The organism is Streptomyces sp. WAC 04229 (assembly GCF_003947455.1).
Lineage (GTDB): Bacteria > Actinomycetota > Actinomycetes > Streptomycetales > Streptomycetaceae > Streptomyces.
Map to the genome: position 1 here is coordinate 1 of NZ_QHJH01000042.1, position 20,387 is coordinate 20,387.

Annotated in this window: 18 protein-coding genes and 1 pseudogene; 10 read left to right on the forward strand and 9 right to left on the reverse strand. The window is 71.4% G+C overall.

The features are described from left to right. The 8 genes and pseudogenes from DMH12_RS14455 to DMH12_RS14490 all read left to right on the forward strand — a co-directional run. Positions 1-1,025 (forward strand): annotated as a pseudogene (locus tag DMH12_RS14455) (hypothetical protein); the annotation flags it as partial. A 9-nt stretch (positions 1,026-1,034) separates the two neighbouring features. Continuing rightward, the gene (locus tag DMH12_RS14460) at positions 1,035-1,448 is read left to right on the forward strand and encodes a roadblock/LC7 domain-containing protein (protein WP_005479910.1); all 414 of its coding nucleotides are present in this window, start codon (positions 1,035-1,037) and stop codon (positions 1,446-1,448) included. A 111-nt stretch (positions 1,449-1,559) separates the two neighbouring features. Then, positions 1,560-1,958: a DUF742 domain-containing protein gene (locus tag DMH12_RS14465; protein ID WP_003973454.1), complete on the forward strand. Its 399-nt coding sequence runs from the start codon at positions 1,560-1,562 to the stop codon at positions 1,956-1,958. Continuing rightward, entirely contained in the window at positions 1,939-2,514 is a 576-nt protein-coding gene (locus tag DMH12_RS14470) for an ATP/GTP-binding protein (protein WP_003973455.1), read from the forward strand. Before DMH12_RS14465 ends, DMH12_RS14470 begins: the two co-directional genes overlap by 20 nt. 421 nt (positions 2,515-2,935) lie before the next feature. Further along, positions 2,936-6,223, forward strand: a complete 3,288-nt coding sequence (locus tag DMH12_RS14475; protein ID WP_185832316.1) for a nitrate- and nitrite sensing domain-containing protein — start codon at positions 2,936-2,938, stop codon at positions 6,221-6,223. 10 nt (positions 6,224-6,233) lie between these two features. Continuing rightward, on the forward strand, positions 6,234-6,647 hold the full coding sequence (locus DMH12_RS14480; protein WP_004983065.1) for a roadblock/LC7 domain-containing protein: 414 nt from the start codon (positions 6,234-6,236) through the stop codon (positions 6,645-6,647). A 94-nt stretch (positions 6,648-6,741) separates the two neighbouring features. Beyond that, positions 6,742-7,314, forward strand: a complete 573-nt coding sequence (locus DMH12_RS14485; protein ID WP_125491978.1) for a DUF742 domain-containing protein — start codon at positions 6,742-6,744, stop codon at positions 7,312-7,314. Continuing rightward, positions 7,295-7,876 carry an ATP/GTP-binding protein gene (locus tag DMH12_RS14490; RefSeq protein ID WP_009314218.1) on the forward strand — a complete coding sequence of 194 codons (582 nt, stop codon included), beginning with the start codon at positions 7,295-7,297 and terminating at the stop codon, positions 7,874-7,876. Before DMH12_RS14485 ends, DMH12_RS14490 begins: the two co-directional genes overlap by 20 nt. 212 nt (positions 7,877-8,088) lie before the next feature. Here the strand turns inward: DMH12_RS14490 and DMH12_RS14495 are convergent, their stop codons facing one another. From DMH12_RS14495 to DMH12_RS14505, 3 genes are all read right to left on the reverse strand, one after another. Further along, on the reverse strand, positions 8,089-8,286 hold the full coding sequence (locus DMH12_RS14495; protein WP_064729996.1) for an acyl-CoA carboxylase epsilon subunit: 198 nt from the start codon (positions 8,284-8,286) through the stop codon (positions 8,089-8,091). Between the two features lie 17 nt (positions 8,287-8,303). After that, entirely contained in the window at positions 8,304-9,887 is a 1,584-nt protein-coding gene (locus tag DMH12_RS14500) for an acyl-CoA carboxylase subunit beta (RefSeq protein WP_125491979.1), read from the reverse strand. 154 nt (positions 9,888-10,041) lie between these two features. After that, positions 10,042-12,450: a polysaccharide lyase 8 family protein gene (locus tag DMH12_RS14505; RefSeq protein WP_185832318.1), complete on the reverse strand. Its 2,409-nt coding sequence runs from the start codon at positions 12,448-12,450 to the stop codon at positions 10,042-10,044. 173 nt (positions 12,451-12,623) lie between these two features. Here DMH12_RS14505 and DMH12_RS14510 point away from each other — a divergent pair, with 173 nt between their 5' ends. Then, positions 12,624-13,181 (forward strand): YceI family protein, encoded by a 558-nt coding sequence (locus tag DMH12_RS14510; protein ID WP_125491980.1) that lies wholly within the window; start codon positions 12,624-12,626, stop codon positions 13,179-13,181. Here DMH12_RS14510 and DMH12_RS14515 read toward each other — a convergent pair. Next, entirely contained in the window at positions 13,168-13,716 is a 549-nt protein-coding gene (locus DMH12_RS14515; RefSeq protein WP_125491981.1) for a cysteine hydrolase family protein, read from the reverse strand. The two genes, DMH12_RS14510 and DMH12_RS14515, sit on opposite strands and share 14 nt — an antisense overlap. Positions 13,717-13,741: 25 nt before the next feature. Further along, entirely contained in the window at positions 13,742-14,341 is a 600-nt protein-coding gene (locus DMH12_RS14520; protein WP_125491982.1) for a TetR/AcrR family transcriptional regulator, read from the reverse strand. Between the two features lie 88 nt (positions 14,342-14,429). Between DMH12_RS14520 and DMH12_RS14525 the strand changes: the two genes are divergently transcribed. Further along, positions 14,430-15,386, forward strand: coding sequence for a DMT family transporter (locus DMH12_RS14525; RefSeq protein ID WP_125491983.1), 957 nt, complete (start codon positions 14,430-14,432; stop codon positions 15,384-15,386). A 14-nt stretch (positions 15,387-15,400) separates the two neighbouring features. Here DMH12_RS14525 and DMH12_RS14530 read toward each other — a convergent pair whose 3' ends face one another. The 4 genes from DMH12_RS14530 to DMH12_RS14545 all read right to left on the reverse strand — a co-directional run bounded on the left by DMH12_RS14530 (position 15,401) and on the right by DMH12_RS14545 (position 20,377). After that, positions 15,401-16,732: a hypothetical protein gene (locus DMH12_RS14530; protein ID WP_125491984.1), complete on the reverse strand. Its 1,332-nt coding sequence runs from the start codon at positions 16,730-16,732 to the stop codon at positions 15,401-15,403. Positions 16,733-16,805: 73 nt separating this feature from the next. After that, a complete protein-coding gene (cimA, locus tag DMH12_RS14535) occupies positions 16,806-18,410 on the reverse strand; it encodes a citramalate synthase (RefSeq protein ID WP_125491985.1) in 1,605 nt (534 codons plus the stop codon). A 305-nt stretch (positions 18,411-18,715) separates the two neighbouring features. Next, the gene (locus DMH12_RS14540; RefSeq protein ID WP_125491986.1) at positions 18,716-19,324 is read right to left on the reverse strand and encodes a TetR/AcrR family transcriptional regulator; all 609 of its coding nucleotides are present in this window, start codon (positions 19,322-19,324) and stop codon (positions 18,716-18,718) included. 9 nt (positions 19,325-19,333) lie between these two features. Then, entirely contained in the window at positions 19,334-20,377 is a 1,044-nt protein-coding gene (locus tag DMH12_RS14545; RefSeq protein ID WP_122617638.1) for an agmatine/peptidylarginine deiminase, read from the reverse strand. Positions 20,378-20,387: the final 10 nt, after the last annotated feature.

A 20,387-nucleotide genomic window follows, 5' to 3' on the forward strand; every position in this document is an offset into this window, starting at 1 on the left:
AGTTCGCCCGCCCCGACTTCGACGCCCCGGCCCCTCGCCGGGACGCCCCGCAGAACACGGGCCAGTTCACCCGGCCGGACCAGAACCAGAACCAGAACCAGAACCAGAACCAGAACCAGTACGACCAGGGCGCGTATCCGCAGAACCAGTACGGTCAGGGCGGCTCCGCGGACACCCCGCGCAACGACCAGTTCGCACGGCCCGAGCAGACCGGCCCGCAGCAGGGCAACGGCGCCTTCGTCCGCTCGGACGTCTTCGGCGGGCAGCCCCGTCAGACCGGCCCGAACGGACCCGTCCAGGCCGACCGGTTCGCCGGCGCCCAGGGCCCCCAGGGGTACGACAACGGCTCCACCGGGCAGCACGGCCTGCCGAGCCGCGCGAACCCGGCCGCCCCCGGCCCGTTCGAGCGTCCGCAGGTCAACGGCGCGCAGGGCGGCAACGACTTCGGCGCACCGCGCCCGCCGGCCCCGGCCCCGCAGCGCCCCGTCCACCAGGAGCCCGCGGGCGGCAGCACCAACGGGACGCCCGCGCAGCAGCGGCCCCAGGACGGCTGGGCCCTGCCCCCGGCCACCGGCCCCGGTGACGGGCGCACGCCGCTGTACGACACGCTGGAGACCAACTGGTTCCACGGCGACCGCGAGGCGAGGGCGCAGCAGCAGGCCCAGCCCGCCGCGCCGGAGCCGCAGGCCGCCCAGCCCCAGACCCCGGCGGCCCCGCAGCGGCCCGCCCCCTCTGCCTGGCGCAGTTCGCCCAACGACGACCTCGTCCGGCAGGCGGAACGCGTGCGGCAGCCTGCGGCGGGCGGGGTCACCACCTCCGGCCTCCCGCGCCGGGTCCCCCGGGCCAACCTCGTCCCGGGGACGGCTCAGCAGCAGTCGCACCAGAACGGTCCGCAGATCTCGCGCGCGCCGGACGACGTGCGCGGCCGGCTGACCAATCTCCGTCGGGGAATCGCACAGGGCCGTCAGGCCGGTACCAACCAGACCGGCAGCTACCCGCGGCCCACTCACCAGCAGGAGCGTTAGTTGAGCCCGATGAGCCAGGCGGCACAGAACCTCAACTGGTTGATCACGAATTTCGTGGACAACACCCCAGGGGTGTCCCACACCGTCGTCGTGTCCGCCGACGGACTCCTTCTGGCGATGTCGGAAGGATTCCCGCGCGACCGCGCCGACCAGCTCGCGGCCGTCGCGTCGGGGCTGACCTCGCTGACGGCCGGGGCGTCCCGGATCTTCGAGGGCGGCGACGTGGCCCAGACGGTCGTGGAGATGGAACGTGGGTTCCTCTTCCTCATGTCCGTCTCCGACGGCTCGTCGCTGGCCGTCCTCGCCCACCCGGAGTGCGACATCGGCCTCGTCGGCTACGAGATGGCGCTCCTGGTCGACCGCGCGGGCGCGGTCCTCACACCCGACTTGCGCGCTGAACTACAAGGAAGTCTGCTCCACTGATCCGCCCCGGCACCACCCGTGTTACCAAATCACCGTCCGGCCGCCACAATCCCCCCACCGGCCACATCAGACGGCTTGACTGACCGACTTGCTGTCCCGCCCGGAGGATTCATGACCCCGCCCACCGCCTCTCATGATCCGTACGCGGAGCCGTACGAGGACGAGGGCGACCAGCCGCTGGTACGTCCTTACGCGATGACCGGTGGCCGGACCAGGCCGCGCTACCAGCTCGCCATCGAGGCGCTGATCAGCACGACGGCCGACCCGGCAGCGCTCATGGGGCTGCTCCCGGAGCACCAGCGGATCTGCCACCTGTGCCGCGAGGTGAAATCGGTGGCCGAGGTGTCGGCCCTGCTGGCGATGCCGCTCGGCGTGGCCAGGATCCTGGTCGCGGACCTCGCGGAGGCCGGGCTCGTCGCCATCCACCAGCCCGGCGGGGACGAGAACAACGGCGGTGCACCTGACGTGACACTGCTCGAAAGGGTGCTCAGTGGACTTCGAAAGCTCTGACGGAGGCCGGGCGACCACCTCCGCGAAGATCGTGGTCGCCGGCGGCTTCGGCGTCGGCAAGACCACGTTCGTGGGCGCCGTCTCCGAGATCAACCCGCTGCGCACCGAGGCCGTGATGACCTCTGCCAGCGCCGGGATCGACGACCTCACGCACGCCGGTGACAAGACGACCACCACGGTCGCGATGGACTTCGGCCGCATCACGCTCGACCAGGACCTGATCCTGTACCTGTTCGGCACGCCCGGCCAGGACCGGTTCTGGTTCATGTGGGACGACCTGGTGCGCGGCGCCATCGGCGCGGTCGTGCTCTGCGACACCCGGCGGCTGGCCGACTGCTTCCCGGCCGTCGACTACTTCGAGAACAGCGGTCTGCCGTTCGTCGTCGCGCTCAACGGCTTCGACGGGCAGCAGCCGTACTCCCCGGACGAGGTGCGCGAGGCGCTCCAGATCGGCCCGGACACCCCGATCATCACGACGGACGCCCGGCACCGCGCCGACGCCAAGTCGGCCCTGATCACGCTGGTGGAACACGCGCTGATGGCACGCCTGCGGTAGGGCTGCGCGGGTCTGCGGGTGATCGCAGCCAAGTCGGCAGGGTCCTACGGCACTTGTCGTAGACGGGACGGAGCCGGCTGTGTCCTTTGACACGGTCGGCTCGGCTGTTCATAACGTTTCGGCAGAGGAATCGGGTGGTACCGACACGCGACGCGGTCAACTGCTCTCGCTGCGCGCACGAACGCCCCGTCTTTTGACGGGCCTCGCTCTTTATGACCGTTTTACGCGGGGCTTACATCACGTGTAACCCCCGCGTTCCACTGTTTGGAAGAGCGCTGGTCGCCGTGCTGGAATGCCAGAACTGCCCAAGGGTCAATCACGTACGAGACGTACTCAGCAGTAGCACGTACTCGTCGAGGGACTGGGCTCTGAGACACAGCGGCACGACGTAGGTGCCGACCGCCGAGAGGTTGTTGGTCGAGTGAGGCGAAGCAAGAACAGTCCCGAGCCATCGGCCCGGGGCAACTTCACCCCGCCGCCGCGCACAGCGGCGCCCGCCCCCGCGTCTGCTGCGGAACCCCAGGACGAGCCCGCCGCCGGTGGCCGTTTCTCGCCGCGCAACTGGCGGGTGACCACCCGGCTGAACGCGATCCTGCTCATACCCGTGCTGGTCGGCCTGGTCATGGGCGGCTTCCAGGTGAAGAGCTCCATCGACACCTGGGGCGACGCCGAGGACGCGGAGAGCACCGCGCGTCTGGTGCAGGCCTCCCTCGGGTATGCCAACGCCCTCTACAACGAGCGCGACATCACGGCGGCCCCGCTGCTGCAGGGCAAAGGCGACAAGGACGCGACCGTCGCCAAGGCCCGCCAGGCGACCGACGACGCCGCCGACACCTTCGACGAGGCCGCGGCCGGCATGCCCGCCAAGCCGGGTCTGGAGCGCCGGCTGAAGGTCTTCCGCGAGCAGGAGCCCAAGCTCCAGACGCTGCGGGCGGCCGCGTACACCACCAAGCTCAAGGGCGTGGAGACCGAGGAGGGCTACACCGGTGTGGCCCACCCCCTGATGGAGTTCGCCAACGAACTCGGTCTGGGCACCGGCAACATCACCTCCTACGGCCGTACCGTCTACGCGATCTCCCTGACCAAGGCGGCGCTCTCCCTGGAGCGCTCCATCGGCATGCACATGCTGGTCAAGCCCGGTCCGGACCCCAGCCACCTCGCCAGCCAGCGCGTCGCCCTGTCCTCGTACGCCTACCTGGAGCGCATCGCGATCGAGGAGTACATCGGCGGCGGTACCGAGGCGGACGCGCAGAAGCTCGAGGACGCCGAGGCCCAGCTCAAGACGGACGGCGCGGCCATGGCCAAGGAGGCCAGGGCCAAGGATCCGGACTACGTGCCGCCGCCGTCCAACCCGACCACGATGATCTCGGAGCTGGCCCAGCTGGACTCGACCGACACCGGTGCGCGGGCGGAGCTGGCCCAGCAGGGCATCACGCCGGAAAACTGGTGGGCGGTCAACACCCTCAAGTTCGACGCGTACCAGAAGATCGAGTCCGATCTGGCGGACAAGGCGGTCTCCGAGGCGTCCACGATCGCCGACGACGCCGAGCGCGACGCCTACATCACGGGTGCCGCGGTCGTGATCGCGCTGCTCGCCGCGTTCATCCTGGCCGGCATGGTGGCGCGCCAGATGAGCCGCTCCATGCGCCAGCTGCGCAACGCCGCCTTCGGCATCGCCGAGCAGCGGCTGCCGATGCTGGTCGACCAGCTCTCCCGCACCGACCCCGGCCGGGTCGACACCCGGGTCCAGCCGATCCCGATCACCTCGACCGACGAGATCGGCGAAGTCGCCCGAGCCTTCGACCAGGTCCACCGCGAGGCGGTCCGGCTCGCCTCCGAGCAGGCCCTGCTGCGGGGCAACATCAACGCGATCTTCACCAACCTGTCGCGCCGCAACCAGTCGCTGATCGAGGGCCAGCTGAGCCTGATCACCGACCTGGAGAACAACGAGGCCGACCCCGACCAGCTGGAGAACCTCTTCCGGCTGGACCACCTCGCCACCCGTATGCGCCGCAACGGCGAGAACCTCCTGGTCCTCGCCGGCGAGGAGCCCGGCCGCCGCTGGGACCAGCCGGTCCCGCTGGTCGACGTGTTGCGCGCCGCCTCCTCCGAGGTGGAGCAGTACGAGCGCATCGAACTGTCCGGCGTGCCGGAGGCCGAGATCCACGGCCGCGCCGTGACCGACCTCGTGCACCTGCTCGCCGAGCTGCTGGAGAACGCGACCACGTTCTCCTCCCCGCAGACCAAGGTCCGCGTCACCGCGACCCGGCTGCCCGACGGCCGCGTGATGGTGGAGATCCACGACAAGGGCATCGGCCTGACCGCCGAGGACTTCGCGGACATCAACCACAAGCTGGCCAACCCGCCGACCGTGGACGCCGCCATCTCGCAGCGCATGGGCCTGTTCGTGGTCGGGCGGCTGTCCGACCGGCACGGTATCCGGGTCCAGCTGCGCCCCTCCGGCGAGCAGGCGGGCACCACCTCGCTGGTCATGCTCCCGGACGCCATCACCCACGGTGGCGGTGGCGACCAGCAGCGCACCGAGTTCACCGTCTCCCAGATCATCCCGGAGCAGAACTTCCGGGGCGAGAACTTCTCCCAGGCCGGTCAGCCCATGCGCACCGCCGCCGAACTGGGCTTCGACGACAGCCGGTACTCCGAGGTCCCCGACGACATACGGGAGCTGGACCCCGTCGGCCGCTCGCTGATGCGCGAGGAGCGCAGGGCGGCCCTGGAGGCCCAGTCGCACCCCGAGCTGCCGGGCCCGGCGGGCCCCGACGGCGCCGGAAACGGCGGGACGCCCGGATTCCAGGACCAGTTCACCGGTCAGCAGCCCCAGCAGTCCCAGCAGCCGGGCTACGACGCCGGCCGCGAGGCGTACGCGGATCAGCAGAGCGGCGCCTACGACCAGCAGCAGGCCTACACCGACCAGCAGCAGGCGTACCAGGAACCGCAGCAGGCGTCGTACGACGAGCGGTACTACGCGCCGAACGGCGGCCCGCAGCAGGACGAGGGCTACCCGCAGGGCGGCGGCTACGGCGACCCGTCGTCGTACGCCGGGCAGGGCCACGGCGGGCAGCAGCAGGCCGGCGCCACGGACGCGTACGCGCCCTTCGAGCAGCGGCGCGCCCAGGACGACTGGCCGCAGCAGGACGACTACCGGGGCGGCTATCCCGAGCAGTACTCCACGGGTGCTCCCGAGGCGCAATCCGTGCAGGCCGCTGACGTGAACCAGCCGGACCGCGTAGGCTTCGACCGTCCGGGCCCGGCCCCCTCCGCCGCGCACGAGATGACCAACGCCGGTCTCCCCCGCCGCGGATCCACCGCGAGCGGCGCGGGCGATGCGGGGCCTGTGAGTCACGAGACGCCGGCTGCCGCCGCCGAGGGGGCGAACGGCCGGGACAACTGGCGGTCGGCCAACGACGACCGCTGGCAGCAGGCTTCCTCGCTGCGCAAGCCCAAGGCGGGCGGGGTGACCTCGTCGGGCCTGCCGCGGCGGGTACCCAAGGCCAACCTGGTCGAGGGCGCCGCCGAAACCACTCCACAGGGAGGCCCCCAGGTCTCCCGCGCCCCGGAGGACGTCCGGGGCAGGCTGAGCAACCTGCGGCGCGGCGTCGAACGGGGCCGCAGCGCAGGCAGTGAAACGAACGGCCAGGACACAAGGAATGAACACCGTGGTCCTGACAGCACCTACAACCAGGAGCGTTAGTGTGAGCCCGATGAGCCAGGCGGCGCAGAACCTCAACTGGTTGATCACCAACTTCGTGGACAACACCCCGGGGGTGTCCCACACGGTGGTGGTCTCCGCCGACGGACTCCTTCTGGCGATGTCCGAGGGGTTCCCGCGCGACCGTGCCGACCAGCTCGCGGCCGTCGCCTCCGGTCTGACCTCGCTGACCGCCGGTGCCTCGCGCATCTTCGAGGGCGGCAGCGTGAACCAGACGGTTGTGGAGATGGAGCGGGGATTCCTGTTCATCATGTCCATTTCCGACGGCTCGTCCCTCGCCGTTCTTGCACACCCCGAGGCGGACATCGGCCTCATTGGGTACGAGATGGCCCTTCTGGTGGACCGTGCGGGCACGGTTCTGACGCCCGATCTGCGGGCTGAGCTCCAAGGCAGCCTTCTCAACTAAAGGACAGACGGTGCGTTTTGGCGTCCCGTGGCCGTAAAGTTTCGGGACGCGGCTCCACAGCGATGGATGCCAGGCACAGTCGGAGGAGGAAAAAGTGGCAACACCCCCAGGCGGTCCGTCTTCGGGCAACTGGTCGTACGGCCCTGGTCAGGGCCCAAGCGACGGCTCGGCGAACGGGTACGGCTACCCCTCCGTGCCGAGTCACCGGCAGCCGTACGCGCCGCAGGGCCCCGGCCCTTCGCCGTACGACCAGCCGCACGCTCCGCGCATCCAGCCCGTGCAGCCGCAGCGCCGCACCCCTGAGCCGGCGCCCGCGGGGGCGTCGAACAACCCCCTGGTGCGCCCGTACGCCATGACGGGCGGCCGCACCAGGCCGCGCTACCAGCTCGCCATCGAGGCGCTGGTGCACACGACCGCGCAGCCGCACCAGATGCAGGGCCAGCTGCCCGAGCATCAGCGGATCTGCAACCTCTGCCGGGAGATCAAGTCGGTGGCCGAGATCTCGGCCCTCCTGACGATCCCTCTCGGCGTGGCCAGGATCCTCGTCGCCGACTTGGCGGAGGCGGGACTGGTCGCCATCCATCAGCCCGGCGGCGACGAGAACGCCGGCGGCCAGCCAGACGTGACACTGCTCGAAAGGGTGCTCAGTGGACTTCGCAAGCTCTAGCGGCGGTCCTTCCCGCTCCACCACTTCCGCGAAGATCGTGGTGGCGGGCGGCTTCGGCGTGGGCAAGACCACGTTCGTCGGCGCCGTCTCGGAGATCAACCCGCTGCGCACCGAGGCCGTCATGACATCCGCTTCGGCGGGCATCGACGACCTCACCCACACGGGGGACAAGACGACCACGACGGTCGCCATGGACTTCGGCCGTATCACGCTCGACCAGGACCTGATCCTGTACCTCTTCGGTACGCCCGGCCAGGACCGGTTCTGGTTCATGTGGGACGACCTGGTGCGCGGCGCCATCGGTGCGATCGTGCTGGTCGACACGAGGCGGCTCGCCGACTGCTTCCCCGCCGTCGACTACTTCGAGAACTCGGGGCTGCCGTTCGTCATCGCGCTGAACGGATTCGACGGGCAGCAGCCGTACAACCCGGACGAGGTCCGGGAGGCGCTGCAGATCGGCCCGGACACCCCGATCATCACGACGGACGCGCGGCACCGTGCGGACGCGAAGTCCGCGCTCATCACGCTCGTGGAGCACGCGTTGATGGCGCGCCTGCGTTAGCACTCCGCTCAGCCTGCGCCCACCCGTGCCGCCTGCGCCGGGTTGCGACACGCCCCCTGCGGCCACCGTGCTGCCGGGGGCTGTTTCGTTGTCGGGTGCGGGTGCGTTGTGGCTGGTCGCGCAGTTCCCCGCGCCCCTTGGTGGGTTGCCCCTGGCCCGCGTCATGCGTAGAGGCCCCCTCCTGGGCGGAGGGGGCCTCTACGTGTGTCAGGTCAGCGCCAGCTGTGCGGGGCGCGGAAACCCGGCTCGCGCTCCAGGCGGCGCCAGCCCGCGCGGACGCGGCCGCCGCCGTGGGTCGGGGGGATCTCGGCGGGGCGGGCGGCGGCGCGGGCGAGGAGGAGGGCCGTGATGGCGGCGACCTCCTCGGGCTCGGCGTGGCCCTTCTCGACGCGGATGTCGGGAGTGGACATGGCGTTGGCTCCTCGGGTCACTGCGGCGGGTTGCCGTGCTTGCGGGAGGGCAGGTCGGCGTGCTTGGTGTGGAGCATCGCCAGGGACCGGACGAGCACCTCGCGGGTCTCGGCGGGGTCGATGACGTCGTCGACCAGACCGCGCTCGGCCGCGTAGTAAGGGTGCATCAGCTCGGCCTTGTACTCCTTGACCATGCGGGCCCGCATGGCCTCGGGGTCCTCGGCACCGGCGATCTGACGGCGGAAGATGACGCCCGCGGCACCTTCCGCGCCCATGACGGCGATCTCGTTGGTCGGCCAGGCGTAGGTGAGGTCGGCGCCGATGGACTGCGAGTCCATGACGATGTAAGCACCTCCGTACGCCTTGCGCAGGATGAGCGAGATCCGGGGCACGGTCGCGTTGCAGTACGCGTAGAGCAGCTTGGCGCCGTGGCGGATGATGCCGCCGTGCTCCTGGTCGACGCCGGGCAGGAAGCCGGGTACGTCCAGAAGGGTGACGATCGGGATGTTGAAGGCGTCGCACATCTGGACGAAGCGGGCCGCCTTCTCGGAGGCCTCGATGTCCAGGACGCCGGCCAGGGCCTGCGGCTGGTTGGCGACGATGCCGACGACCTGGCCGTCGAGGCGGGCCAGGGCGCAGATGATGTTGCGGGCCCAGCGCTCGTGGACCTCCAGGTACTCGCCGTCGTCGACGATCTCCTCGATGACCTTGGTCATGTCGTACGGACGGTTGCCGTCCGCCGGGACCAGGTCGAGCAGGACGTCCGAGCGGCGGTCCACCGGATCCGAGGAGTCGTGGCGCGGCGGGTTCTCCCGGTTGTTCTGCGGGAGGAGGGAGAGGAGGTAGCGGACCTCGCCCAGGCACGTCTCCTCGTCGTCGTAGGCGAAGTGGGCCACGCCGCTGGTCTCGGCGTGCACGTCGGCGCCGCCCAGGCCGTTCTGGGTGATCTCCTCGCCGGTGACGGCCTTGACGACGTCCGGGCCGGTGATGAACATCTGCGAGGTGTCGCGGACCATGAACACGAAGTCGGTGAGGGCGGGGCTGTAGGCCGCGCCGCCCGCGCACGGGCCGAGCATCACGCTGATCTGCGGGATGACGCCGGAGGCCCGGGTGTTGCGCTGGAAGATGCCGCCGTACCCGGCGAGCGCGGACACGCCCTCCTGGATGCGGGCGCCGGCGCCGTCGTTGAGGGAGACCAGCGGGGCACCGGCCGCGATGGCCATGTCCATGATCTTGTGGATCTTCGTGGCGTGGGCCTCGCCCAGCGCGCCGCCGAAGATGCGGAAGTCGTGGGCGTAGACGAAGACCGTACGGCCCTCCACCGTGCCCCAGCCGGTGACCACACCGTCGGTGTACGGCTTCTTGGCCTCCAGGCCGAACCCGGTCGCCCGGTGCCGCCGCAGCTGCTCGACCTCGCGGAAGGAGCCGGGGTCCAGGAGCAGCTCGATGCGCTCACGGGCCGTCAGCTTGCCCTTGGCGTGCTGCGCCGCCGTAGCCTTCTCGCTCGGTCCGGCCAGCGCCTGCGCACGGATCTCGTGCAGTTCGGCCACTCGCCCACGCGCGTCCGTCGGCTCACCCGGCGCCTCATCCAAAACGGTCATGTAGCGACTCTACGAAGCCGAGCGGCGAATGCGAGCCGTCGACTCCGTACAGTCTCCGACGTGTTTTCCTGGTAGCACCGAACAGAACCCCTGCACCATGCAGCCGTTTCGACTGCTCAGAGGGCCTCTCCCTTGTAGGGGTCACACAAAGCCGTCAGCTGAGAGCCACCTCACATTCATGGGTGGTGCATACCACCCCTGGAGTGACCCGGAGGCGCAGACGGCGGCCGGTGGCCAGGATCTCGACCGTCTCGTCGGACCGCACCGCGGCCCGCACCGGGTGATCCCAGACGATCTCCAGGGGCTCCCCGGAGCGCGGCGGTTCGCTCACGCAGAGGGTAGCGGTTCGGCCCCCGCGGCGGACCAGCACACTCGCCCCGGCCGTCGCGGTGAGCGGGCCCACCGTGCCGGCCCGCCAGAAGTTCGCCGCGGTGAGGCCGAGCGAGGGGACGGCGACCGCCTGCAGCCGGTCGTCGTTGGCGAGGACCCGCACCCGGCGGCGGTCGGCGGCGCGGCGGGCGACCGCGCCCCTGGAGGCGCCGGGCATGAGGACGTAGACGTAGTCGGCGTCAAAGGGGTCGGTGCCGTGGTCCAGCCAGAGGGTCTGCCAGCGGCGGGTGCGGCGCTCGGTGGTGCTGGTGGTGTTGATGTCGGACCACGCGCCGGTGCGGTCCTCGCGCAGGGTCCGCAGGCCGCCCCCGGGCACGATCCAGCCGCCGTGGCCCTCGAGATGAGCCCAGTCCCGGCCCCGCACGAGAGATTGGGTGCCGCCCTCGCCGAGGTTCCGGTTGTCGACGACGGTCTCGACCGGGACCCCGTCCGTACAGGTGATGCCGGCACCGAGGCAGACGACCTCGTCGTCGAGGAAGAACCAGCTCTTGCGGGCCTCCAGAGTCGAGCCGAGGCCCTTGAGGTGCTGGCCCACGGCCGCGTACTCGCCGTCGGTGGTGCCGCCGACGGCGAGTACGCCGGGCTTGGGGGCACCCCACTCGCCACCCTCCCGGTCGGCCAGGCGCTTGGTGGAGACGGTGGTGCCGGGCAGCCGGTACCAGTCGACGGTGGGCCAGAACCAGTCTGTGTATTGATCGGACCGATCGGACCGATCGGACCGATCGGACCGATCGGACCGATCGGACCGGCCGGATTCCGCCCCGTTCGCCCACCAGCTGAGCATGCCCGCGCCGGTGTGCCAGCCGCGCGGGTTCTCGCCGTTGCCGCACTCGTAGTACGAGATGCGGTCGCTCGCCATCGCGAGCCCGGCGGTGAAGGCGGGGCGGCGGTGGACGGCGCGGTCCATGGCGGCGAAGAGGCGGTGCCCGATGGGCTCGGGCGCGGCCTCGACGGGGGCGGCGGCGATCGCGTGCAGCCGGGCCAGGTCGGCGACCGGGAACTGGGGTGCCGTGAGGACGGGCGTGACGGTGTCCCGTTCGATCCAGCCCTTGATCCGCGCGTGCCAGCGGTCGCGCTCGGCCCCGCTCGCGCCGCCCGCCAGGACGGCCATGGCGGCGATGATCTGCTGGCCGTGGAAGTGGTCGCTGCGCATCACGTGGAGGTCGTCGCCGGTCAGGTACCCCCGGCTGATGGCACGGCCGTTGACGGCGTCCATCACCAGTCCGTCGTGGATGAGGGGGGCGTAGGCGTGCTCGACGCTGTCGAGGACGATCTGCTTGCCGGGGTCGGTCACCTCCCACTGCGAGCCGGCGAGCAGGGTGAACAGCCGGCCGAGGCCGTCCAGCATGACCTGGCCGTACGTACCCGAGTAGGCGACCCAGGTGTGCTGCACGAACGAGCCGTCGGCGTAGAGGCCGTCTCCCTCGGTGACGTAGGGAAAGACCGGCGAGAGGGCGTCGCGGGCCAGGGCGATCTTGTCGGGAGCACGGCCCAGGATGCCGCGCAGGGCGACGGAGCGGCAGAGGTCGACGCGGTTGGCGCCGGTGGAGGTGCCGGAGTAGTCGCGGAGCATCGCGTCGGGGATGAAGTGGTCCACGGCGGCGCAGGCGGCGGCGACCCGGTCGGCGCCCAAGTGGTCGTACAGGGCGGCCGTGATGTCCGTCAGGAGGCGCGGGCTGCCGATCTGCCACTCCCACCAGTTGCCGTAGCGGGTGGTGCCGGGGTGGTAGACGGTGGCCGACAGGTGGTCGAGGCCGCGCAGGATGTCGGCGAGGAGCGCGGGGTCGCCGGTGGAGCCGGTGCCCTGCTGCGCGTACGCCTCGGTCATCGTCCACAGGCGGCCGTAGGCGAACGTGATGCCGGCGGGCGGGTCGAAGGGGTGACCGGGCCACAGGGAGGTGGGGGTCGGCGCCATGGTGGCGCGGTGGTCGCGGGCGCGTTCGCCGGTCTCCGCGAGGCGGGACGCGTACGGCTCGGCGGCCGGGTCGTAGCCGGTGCCGAGGGCGATGTCGAGCCAGCGCCGGCGGAGGGTGTCGTAGGGGTCGGCGGCGGCCGCGGCGGGCGTTGCGCCGAGAGCGGAGGGCAGCGCGGCGGCCGCGGCGGCCGTCAGGAGGAGGGAGCGTCGGGTCGGTCCGGCGCCGGGCCGGGGGGCGTGCGGCCACATGGAGGTCATGCTCATGACCCTTCCCAGCCGCCGGCGGCGCTACGTCCCTCGCGGCAGTCCGGGTGAATCCGGCGCGCCACGCCGCGCACATCCGTTGAATGTTCAATGGAATAGGTCTACAGTCGTCACCGTTGAATTGGTTGAACATTCAACATCGAGCGTCGGACCCCCAGGAGGACATCATGACCAGCACCCCCGACCTCGCCACCCTGACCGGCGAGTACACGATCGACCCCGCCCACACCACGATCGGCTTCACCGCGCGCCACGCGATGGTCACCAACGTCAAGGGCAAGTTTCTCGACTTCAGCGGCACGCTACACCTGGACGGCGGCGACCCGAGCCGTTCCACGGCGTCCCTGGACGTCACGATGGACAGCATCGACACGGGGTCCCCGGACCGCGACGGCCACCTGAAGAGCTCGGACTTCTTCAAGACGGACGAGTTCCCGACGATGACCTTCCGCTCCACCGGCGCGGAGTCCCTCGGCGGCGACGACTACCGCATCACCGGCGACCTCACGATCCTCGGCACCACCAAGCCGCTCGCCATCGACCTGGAGTTCAACGGCGCGGCCAAGGACCCCTTCGGCAACGAGCGCGTCGGGTTCGAGGGCAAGGCCGAGATCAAGCGCTCGGAGTGGGGGCTCACCTGGAACGCGGCCCTGGAGACGGGTGGCGTCCTGGTCTCCGACAAGATCAAGCTGAACTTCGACATCTCGGCGATCAAGCAGGGCTGAGGTCCACGTCCGCGGCGGCCCGGAGGCGGACACGCCGGCCGGGCCAGCCGATCGTCCGGTAGATCGCGTTGTACTGGGCGACGGAACGGTCCGCCGGCATCAGATCACCGTCCTCGGGGCCCCGGACCGACGTGGTGTGCCCGTCGGCGACGACGACCAGGTCGTACCCCCGGCTCAGGGCCTGTCGTGCCGTGGTGTCCACGCAGACCTCGGTCGCGAACCCGGTCACGATCACCTCGGTGACGCCGAGTTCTCCCAGGAGCGCGTCGAGGCCGGTGTCCAGGAAGCTGTCCGGCGTGGTCTTGTCGACGACCGGCTCCCCCTCCCGCGGTGCCAGCTCGGGCACGACCTGCCAGCCCTCGGTGCCGAAGACCATGCCCTCGTCCCGCTGCCGGACCGTCACCACCGGCACCCCGGCGGCGCGGGCGCGTTCACTCAGCCCCGCGATCGCGGCGACGGTCTCGGCGCCCCGGTGCGCCATGGCGACCGTGGCGTTCTGCATGTCGATCACGAGGAGTGCGCTGCGGGTCGGCATCGCCCCACCGTAGCGACGCGGGGCCTCAGGCCGCCTCCGTATTTCCCAGCAGCTCCCGCACCCGGTCGAGGGCGTGGCCGAACGGGTCCGGGAAGACCCCCACGCCGTGTGCGACCAGGGCGCCCTCGTGCAGCAGCATCAGCGTGCCCGCCAGGCGGTCCGCCCCGGCCGCGTCGATCTCCCGGGCCAGGCCGGTGAAGAGGTCGAGCATCCACCGCTTCTGCCCGGTGATGACCGGATACGCCGGATGGGACGGATCGCTGATCTCGGCGTGCGCGTTGATCATGCTGCACCCCTTGGCGCCGTACTCCCCCGCCCACGCGCGCGACGCCTCGAAGACCGCCAGGACCCGAGCGTCCGGCCCCCGTCCCGCGACCGCTTCGAGGCGGCCGGCGAGGAGTGCCCGCCAGCGCTCGTCGCGACCGGCCAGGTACTCCACGACGATCTGCTCCTTCGACCCGAACCGGTCGTAGAGCGTCTTCTTGGTGACCCCCGCCTCGGCGGCGACGAGGTCCACGCCCACGGCGTGGATGCCGCGCTCGTAGAACAACCGCTCGGCCGCCTCCAGGACACGCCGCGCACCGGGTGTCATGCGGACGCGGTGCGGCTTCTGAACAGGCTCCATGACGAGAAGTATACAGATCTGTATAGTGGGCACCCAAGACGGGTAAACCGATCTGTCTACCCAACGGGATGGGAAGGTGGGGTTCCTCGTGAACGCCCTGCTCTCGGCCGCGTTCGTCCTGTGCTGGAGTTCCGGTTTCATCGGCGCCAAGCTCGGCGCCGGGACCGCGGACCCGACGACGCTCCTGATGTGGCGCTTCGTGCCGCTCGCCCTGGTCCTGATCGCCGTCGCGGCCGTCTCACGCCGGGCGTGGCGCGGGCTGACGCGCCGGGAGGCCGGCCGGCAGGTCGCGATCGGCGCCCTGTCGCAGAGCGGCTACCTGCTCAGCGTCTACTACGCCATCCAGCTCGGCGTCTCCAGCGGCACCACCGCCCTGATCGACGGCGTGCAGCCGCTGGTCGCCGGCGCGCTCGCCGGTCCCCTGCTGCGGCAGTACGTCTCACGCCGGCAGTGGCTCGGCCTCTGGCTGGGTCTGGCCGGCGTCGCCACGGTCACGACGGCCGATGCCGCCGCGGCCGGTGCGGGCGTGCCGTGGTGGGCGTACTTCGTCCCCTTCCTCGGCATGCTGTCGCTGGTGGCGGCCACCTTCCTGGAGGGCCGTTCGCGGGCCGCGGTCGCACCCCGTGCCGCGCTGACGGTCCACTGCGTGACCAGCGCCGTCCTCTTCTCGGGCCTGGCCTTCGGCGCCGGGGCCGCCGCGCCGCCCGCCGACTCGTCCTTCTGGCTGGCGACGGCCTGGCTCGTGGTGCTGCCGACGTTCGGCGGCTACGGGCTGTACTGGCTGATCATGCGCCGCTCCGGTGTCACCGAGGTGAACACCCTGATGTTCCTCATGGCACCGGTCACCGCCGTGTGGGGCGCCCTGATGTTCGGCGAGCACTTCGGGCCGCAGACGGCCGTGGGTCTCGCGATCGGCCTCGCGGCGGTGGCCGTCGTGCGTCGCGGGGCGAAGCCCTCACGGACGGCCGTGGTGGAACGGGTCGAGGAGACCGACGGGACACACCGGGACGCGGACCCCGCAACCGTGCGGGCGCCCTCCCGATGACCGCGGTCCCCCGCTCAGAAGCCGCCGCCGAAGTCCCCGCCGCCGAATCCGCCGCCTCCGCCGAAGTCGCCGAACCCGCCCCCGAAGTCACCGGAGTCGAAGTCGCCGCCGGAGACGTCGCCGCCGAAGTCGCCGTAGCCCTCGCCGTAACCGGCGCCGTAGGCGGGTCCGGCCATCATGCTGCCGAGCAGGGTGCCGACCAGCAGGCCGGGCAGGATGCCGGCGCCGAAGTAGCCGCCCGCCCAGGGGCCGTACGCCGGACCCGCGTCCCAGTAGGGGCGGCGGCCCTGGTCGGTGTCCACCTCGCGGACCATCGGGTCCCGACCGTCGGACAACCGGGCCTGGTCGGCCGCGCAGACCGGCACCTCGCGGGTGGCGCCGCCCGGCGGGGTCCAGGTGGCGTCGGCGACGGACGGGCCGTGACGCGGGTCGAAGAAGCAGGGCGGGCGGCGGTCGGGCAGCGGCCGTCCCTCACGGCGGGCGGCCAGCCGCGCGAGCGAGAAGCGGCCGTCCTCCAGCGACTGGGTGACCGCCCGCACGTCCTCCGGTCTGCGGGCGTTGCCCATGAACGTCTTGGCCTGCTCGTACGCGTCGAGGCCGTGTTCGTAGTCCGCGCGCATCGCGTCGTCGGCGCCCGGCTCCCCGGGGTGGAAGTCCAGGCGGTCCAGCTCCTCGCCGAACGCCGTGATGTCCTCGTCGACCACCACCCGCAGCCGCTCCAGCGACTGTCGCTGCTCCTCCTCGCGGCGCAGCCGGTTGCGCCGGGCGATCGCGTAGGCGCCCGCGCCGCCGGCCGCGACGACCGCGCCCGCGGTGATCAGGGCGCCGGTCGGCACGGTGGCACCGCCGGAGTCCCAGGAGGAGGGGGCCGAGCCGCGTACGCTGCGCAGCGCGTCGTCGACGAAGTCGTTGAGCTGGGCCTTGGTGTCACCCGCGCCCTGCGCCGCGGTGACCAGGTTGTTCACGCCCTGGCGGCTCAGCACGCTGCTGTCGGCGCGGGCGTCGAACTCGTCGCCGAGGCGGATGCCGTACAGGCCGGTGATGCCGGTCTCGGTGCGCAGGTTCTGGAAGAGGTTGTCCGTCGGGTAACCGGCCGGGAGGACCGCCACGAAGACCGGTTCGCCCGCGTCCTCGATCTTGTCGGCGAGCGCGTCGGCGTCCGCGTCGGAGAGCAGGTCGGAGGCGGCCGGGTCGACGTACACGGGACTCTCGCGCAGGGCCGCCCCGATGTCGGAGACGTCGGTGGCGGCCTGCGCGCCGGGCGCACTGGCCATCAGCACCGCCAGCGCGGCGATGACCGGCGCGATCAGGAGGCGTATGAGGACTTGAGCGCGGACGTCCTTCATACCTTCGAAAATACCCGAACACACCTCAATCAGACATAAGTGCGGGGTTGGAGATTCGCCGCGGGCGACCGGGTCACGCCGCGGGCGTCACTCCCGCCCGCAGCAGCCCGTACGTGTACGCGTCCTCCAGGGCCTGCCAGGAGGCGGCGATGACGTTCTCCGCGACGCCCACCGTGGCCCACTCCCCCGTGCCGTCGCTGGTGGAGATGAGGACCCTGGTCGTGGACTGGGTGCCGTGCACGCCCTCCAGGATGCGGACCTTGTAGTCGACCAGGTCCAGCTTGGCCAGCTCCGGGTAGAGCTTCTCCAGCGCCACGCGCAGGGACCGGTCCAGGGCGTTGACCGGGCCGTTGCCCTCGGCGGTGGCGACGATGCGCTCGCCCTTGGCCCAGAGCTTGACGGTGGCCTCGTTGGCGTGGCTGCCGTCGGGGCGGTCCTCGGTGATCGCCCGCCAGGACTCGACCTCGAAGTACTTGAGCGGCCTGCCCTCGGCCTCGGCGCGCAGCAGCAGCTCGAAGCTGGCGTCGGCGGCCTCGTAGGTGTAGCCGGCCAGCTCGCGCTCCTTGACCCGCTCGACGACCCGGCCGACCAGTTCGCGGTCGCCGCCGAGGTCGACGCCGAGCTCCTTGCCCTTCAGCTCGATGGAGGCGCGGCCGGCCATGTCGGAGACCAGCATCCGCATGGTGTTGCCGACCAGCTCGGGGTCGATGTGCTGGTAGAGGTCGGGATCGACCTTGATCGCGGAGGCGTGCAGGCCGGCCTTGTGCGCGAAGGCGGAGACCCCGACGTAGGGCTGATGGGTGGAGGGGGTGAGGTTCACGACCTCGGCGATGGCGTGCGAGATCCGGGTCGTCTCGCGCAGCCGGCCCTCGGGCAGCACCTGCTTGCCGTACTTCAGCTCCAGCGCGGCCACGACCGGGAACAGGTTGGCGTTGCCGACGCGCTCGCCGTAGCCGTTGGCCGTGCACTGGACGTGGGTCGCGCCCGCGTCGACGGCGGCCAGGGTGTTGGCGACGGCGCAGCCGGTGTCGTCCTGGGCGTGGATGCCGAGCCGGGCGCCGGTGTCGGCCAGCACCGTGGCGACCACGGCCTGGATCTGCGCCGGGAGCATGCCGCCGTTGGTGTCGCAGAGGACGACGACGTCGGCGCCGGCCTCGGCGGCGGTGCGGACGACCGCCTTCGCGTACTCGGGGTTGGCGCGGTAGCCGTCGAAGAAGTGCTCGCAGTCGACGAAGACCCGGCGGCCCTGGGCCTTCAGGTGGGAGACCGTGTCGGCCACCATCGCCAGGTTCTCGTCCAGCGTGGTGCGCAGGGCCAGCTCCACGTGCCGGTCGTGGGACTTGGCGACCAGGGTGATCACCTGGGCGCCGGACTCCAGCAGCGCCCTGACCTGGTGGTCCTCGGCGGCGGTCGCGCCCGGACGGCGGGTGGCACCGAAGGCGACCAACTGGGCGTGCCGGAAGTCGATCTCCTGCTGGGCACGGGCGAAGAACTCGGTGTCGCGCGGGTTGGCGCCGGGCCAGCCGCCCTCGATGAAGCCCACACCGAAGTCGTCCAGGTGCCGTGCGATGGCCAGCTTGTCCGCGACCGTGAGGTTGATGCCCTCGCGCTGCGCGCCGTCGCGCAGAGTGGTGTCGAAGACGTGGAACGAATCGTCGAGTTCGCTGGTTGCGGTCATGATCTGAAGGCTCCTGTATGGGATCTCGGTCTACCGGAATGACCGGTTCCACCGTCCGTCTATGATCCCTCGCGCTCTCTTCCCGGCTTGGGGTGGGCCAGGAAAACGAAAAACCCCTCGCGGGTGCGAGAGGTCTGCGCGCGGGTCGAGGACGACGGTGTCCGCCCGTACCTGGTCGTACGTGGCGGTCACTGCGGACCGGCGCGCCTGCTGCCAATAATCATGGCGAACGAGAGCACGGGGGCAGTCTGGCACATTCCGTCCAGCCGCTCACCGGGCGTCTCAGGATGCGAGCGGTGCCCTGGTCAGGCGTCCGTGAAGAGGCAGTCCGCCAGGAATTCCCGCGCGTGGGCGAGGACCTGCGCCCGGTCTGTCCCGCGCAGGCCGATCGCCACGTGGATGGCGAGGCCGTCGAGGAGGGCCCGCAGCCGGGACGCGAACCGGTCGGGGTCGACGCGGCGGAACTCGCCGCGCGAGACGCCCTCGGCGAGCAGGGCGACCAGGTCGCGGTGCCAGGCGCCCTCGATCGCGGCCTGCCGGTCGCGGGCGTCGGACTCGTCGGCGGCGCCCTGCGAGCGGTTCCACACCTCCAGCCACAGCGTCCAGTGCGGGTCGCGGTGGCCGTCGGGGACGTAGAGGTCGACGTACTCCTGGAGGCGTGCACGGGCGGTGCCGGGCCGGGTGAGCAGGCGGCCGCGTTCGACGCCGAGGCGGCCCTCGCTCCACTCCAGGGTGCGCAGCAGCAGTTCGTCCTTGGAGCGGAAGTAGTAGAGGAGGTGGCCGCTGCTCATGCCGACCTCGCGGCCGAGCGCCGCCATGGTCAGCTTCTCCAGGCCGCGCTCGGCGATCATCTCCATGGCGGCGGCGAGCACGTCCTCGCGCGGCGGCGCCTGTCTGCGCCCACCACCGGCCATGTCCCGCTCCTAGGTCGTCTGGATCCTCGGCTGCTGCTGCGTGATGCAGTGGATGCCCCCGCCCCCCGCGAAGATCGTACGCGCGTCCACCAGGGTCACCGTCCGCCGCGGGTGCAGGCGGCGGAAGATACCGGCCGCGATCTCGTCGCGCGGGTCGTCGAAGGCGCACAGGACGACGCCGCCGTTGCACAGGTAGTGGTTGATGTAGGAGTAGTCGGCCCAGTGGCCGTCGGCCTCCAGGACGGTCGGGGCGGGAACCTCGACGACCTCCAGGCGGCGGCCCCGGGCGTCGGTGGCGGCGCGCAGGACGCCGATGGCCTCCTTGGTCACCTCGTGGTCGGGGTGGGCCGGGTCCGGCTGGTGGTGGGCGACGACGACGCCCGGCGCGGCGAAGGCGGCGACGATGTCGACGTGGCCGAGGGTGCCGAAGCCGTTGGGCGGGTAGTCGCCGGTGAGGCCGCGGGGCAGCCAGATCGCCTTGCTGGTGCCGAGGTGGGCGTGCACCTCCGCCTCGACCCGCTCCCTGGTCCAGCCGGGGTTGCGTTCGGGCCCGAGCTGCACGGTCTCGGTGAGCAGCACGGTGCCCTCGCCGTCTACGTGGATGCCGCCGCCCTCGTTGACGAGCGGCGAGGCGTAGGTCCGGGCGCCCGCGAGGTCGGCGACGTGCGCGCCGATCTTCGCGTCGTGCTCCCAGCGGGCCCACTCCTGCGCGCCCCAGCCGTTGAAGGTCCAGTCGACCGCGGCCAGCCCGTCCGGTCCGGTGAGGAAGGTGGGGCCGATGTCCCGCATCCACGCGTCGTCCAGCTCGCGTTCGACGGTGTCGATGCCGTCGCCGAGCAGCGCCCGCGCCTCGGCGGACCGGCCCGGACCGCACACCACGGTCACCGGTTCGAAGCGGCGCACGGCGCGGGCGACACCGGCCCAGGCGATGTGCGCGGCGGCCAGGTCCCCGGGGTCCTCGAAGGTGGGGTTGGGGCCCGGCCACGCCATCCAGGTGCGTTCGTGCGGGGCCCACTCGGCGGGCATGCGGAAGCCGTCGGCGGCAGGGGTCATGGCGGGCACC

Coding starts and splice junctions, on each gene's coding strand:
- DMH12_RS14495 (WP_064729996.1), bottom strand. CDS start 8,286: ATGTCCACTCCCGACATCCGCGTCGAGAAGGGCCACGCCGAGCCCGAG.
- DMH12_RS14460 (WP_005479910.1), top strand. CDS start 1,035: ATGAGCCAGGCGGCACAGAACCTCAACTGGTTGATCACGAATTTCGTG.
- DMH12_RS14540 (WP_125491986.1), bottom strand. CDS start 19,324: ATGGCCGGTGGTGGGCGCAGACAGGCGCCGCCGCGCGAGGACGTGCTC.
- DMH12_RS14480 (WP_004983065.1), top strand. CDS start 6,234: ATGAGCCAGGCGGCGCAGAACCTCAACTGGTTGATCACCAACTTCGTG.
- DMH12_RS14530 (WP_125491984.1), bottom strand. CDS start 16,732: ATGAAGGACGTCCGCGCTCAAGTCCTCATACGCCTCCTGATCGCGCCG.
- DMH12_RS14520 (WP_125491982.1), bottom strand. CDS start 14,341: ATGGAGCCTGTTCAGAAGCCGCACCGCGTCCGCATGACACCCGGTGCG.
- DMH12_RS14500 (WP_125491979.1), bottom strand. CDS start 9,887: ATGACCGTTTTGGATGAGGCGCCGGGTGAGCCGACGGACGCGCGTGGG.
- DMH12_RS14505 (WP_185832318.1), bottom strand. CDS start 12,450: ATGACCTCCATGTGGCCGCACGCCCCCCGGCCCGGCGCCGGACCGACC.
- cimA (WP_125491985.1), bottom strand. CDS start 18,410: ATGACCGCAACCAGCGAACTCGACGATTCGTTCCACGTCTTCGACACC.
- DMH12_RS14510 (WP_125491980.1), top strand. CDS start 12,624: ATGACCAGCACCCCCGACCTCGCCACCCTGACCGGCGAGTACACGATC.
- DMH12_RS14515 (WP_125491981.1), bottom strand. CDS start 13,716: ATGCCGACCCGCAGCGCACTCCTCGTGATCGACATGCAGAACGCCACG.
- DMH12_RS14465 (WP_003973454.1), top strand. CDS start 1,560: ATGACCCCGCCCACCGCCTCTCATGATCCGTACGCGGAGCCGTACGAG.
- DMH12_RS14545 (WP_122617638.1), bottom strand. CDS start 20,377: ATGACCCCTGCCGCCGACGGCTTCCGCATGCCCGCCGAGTGGGCCCCG.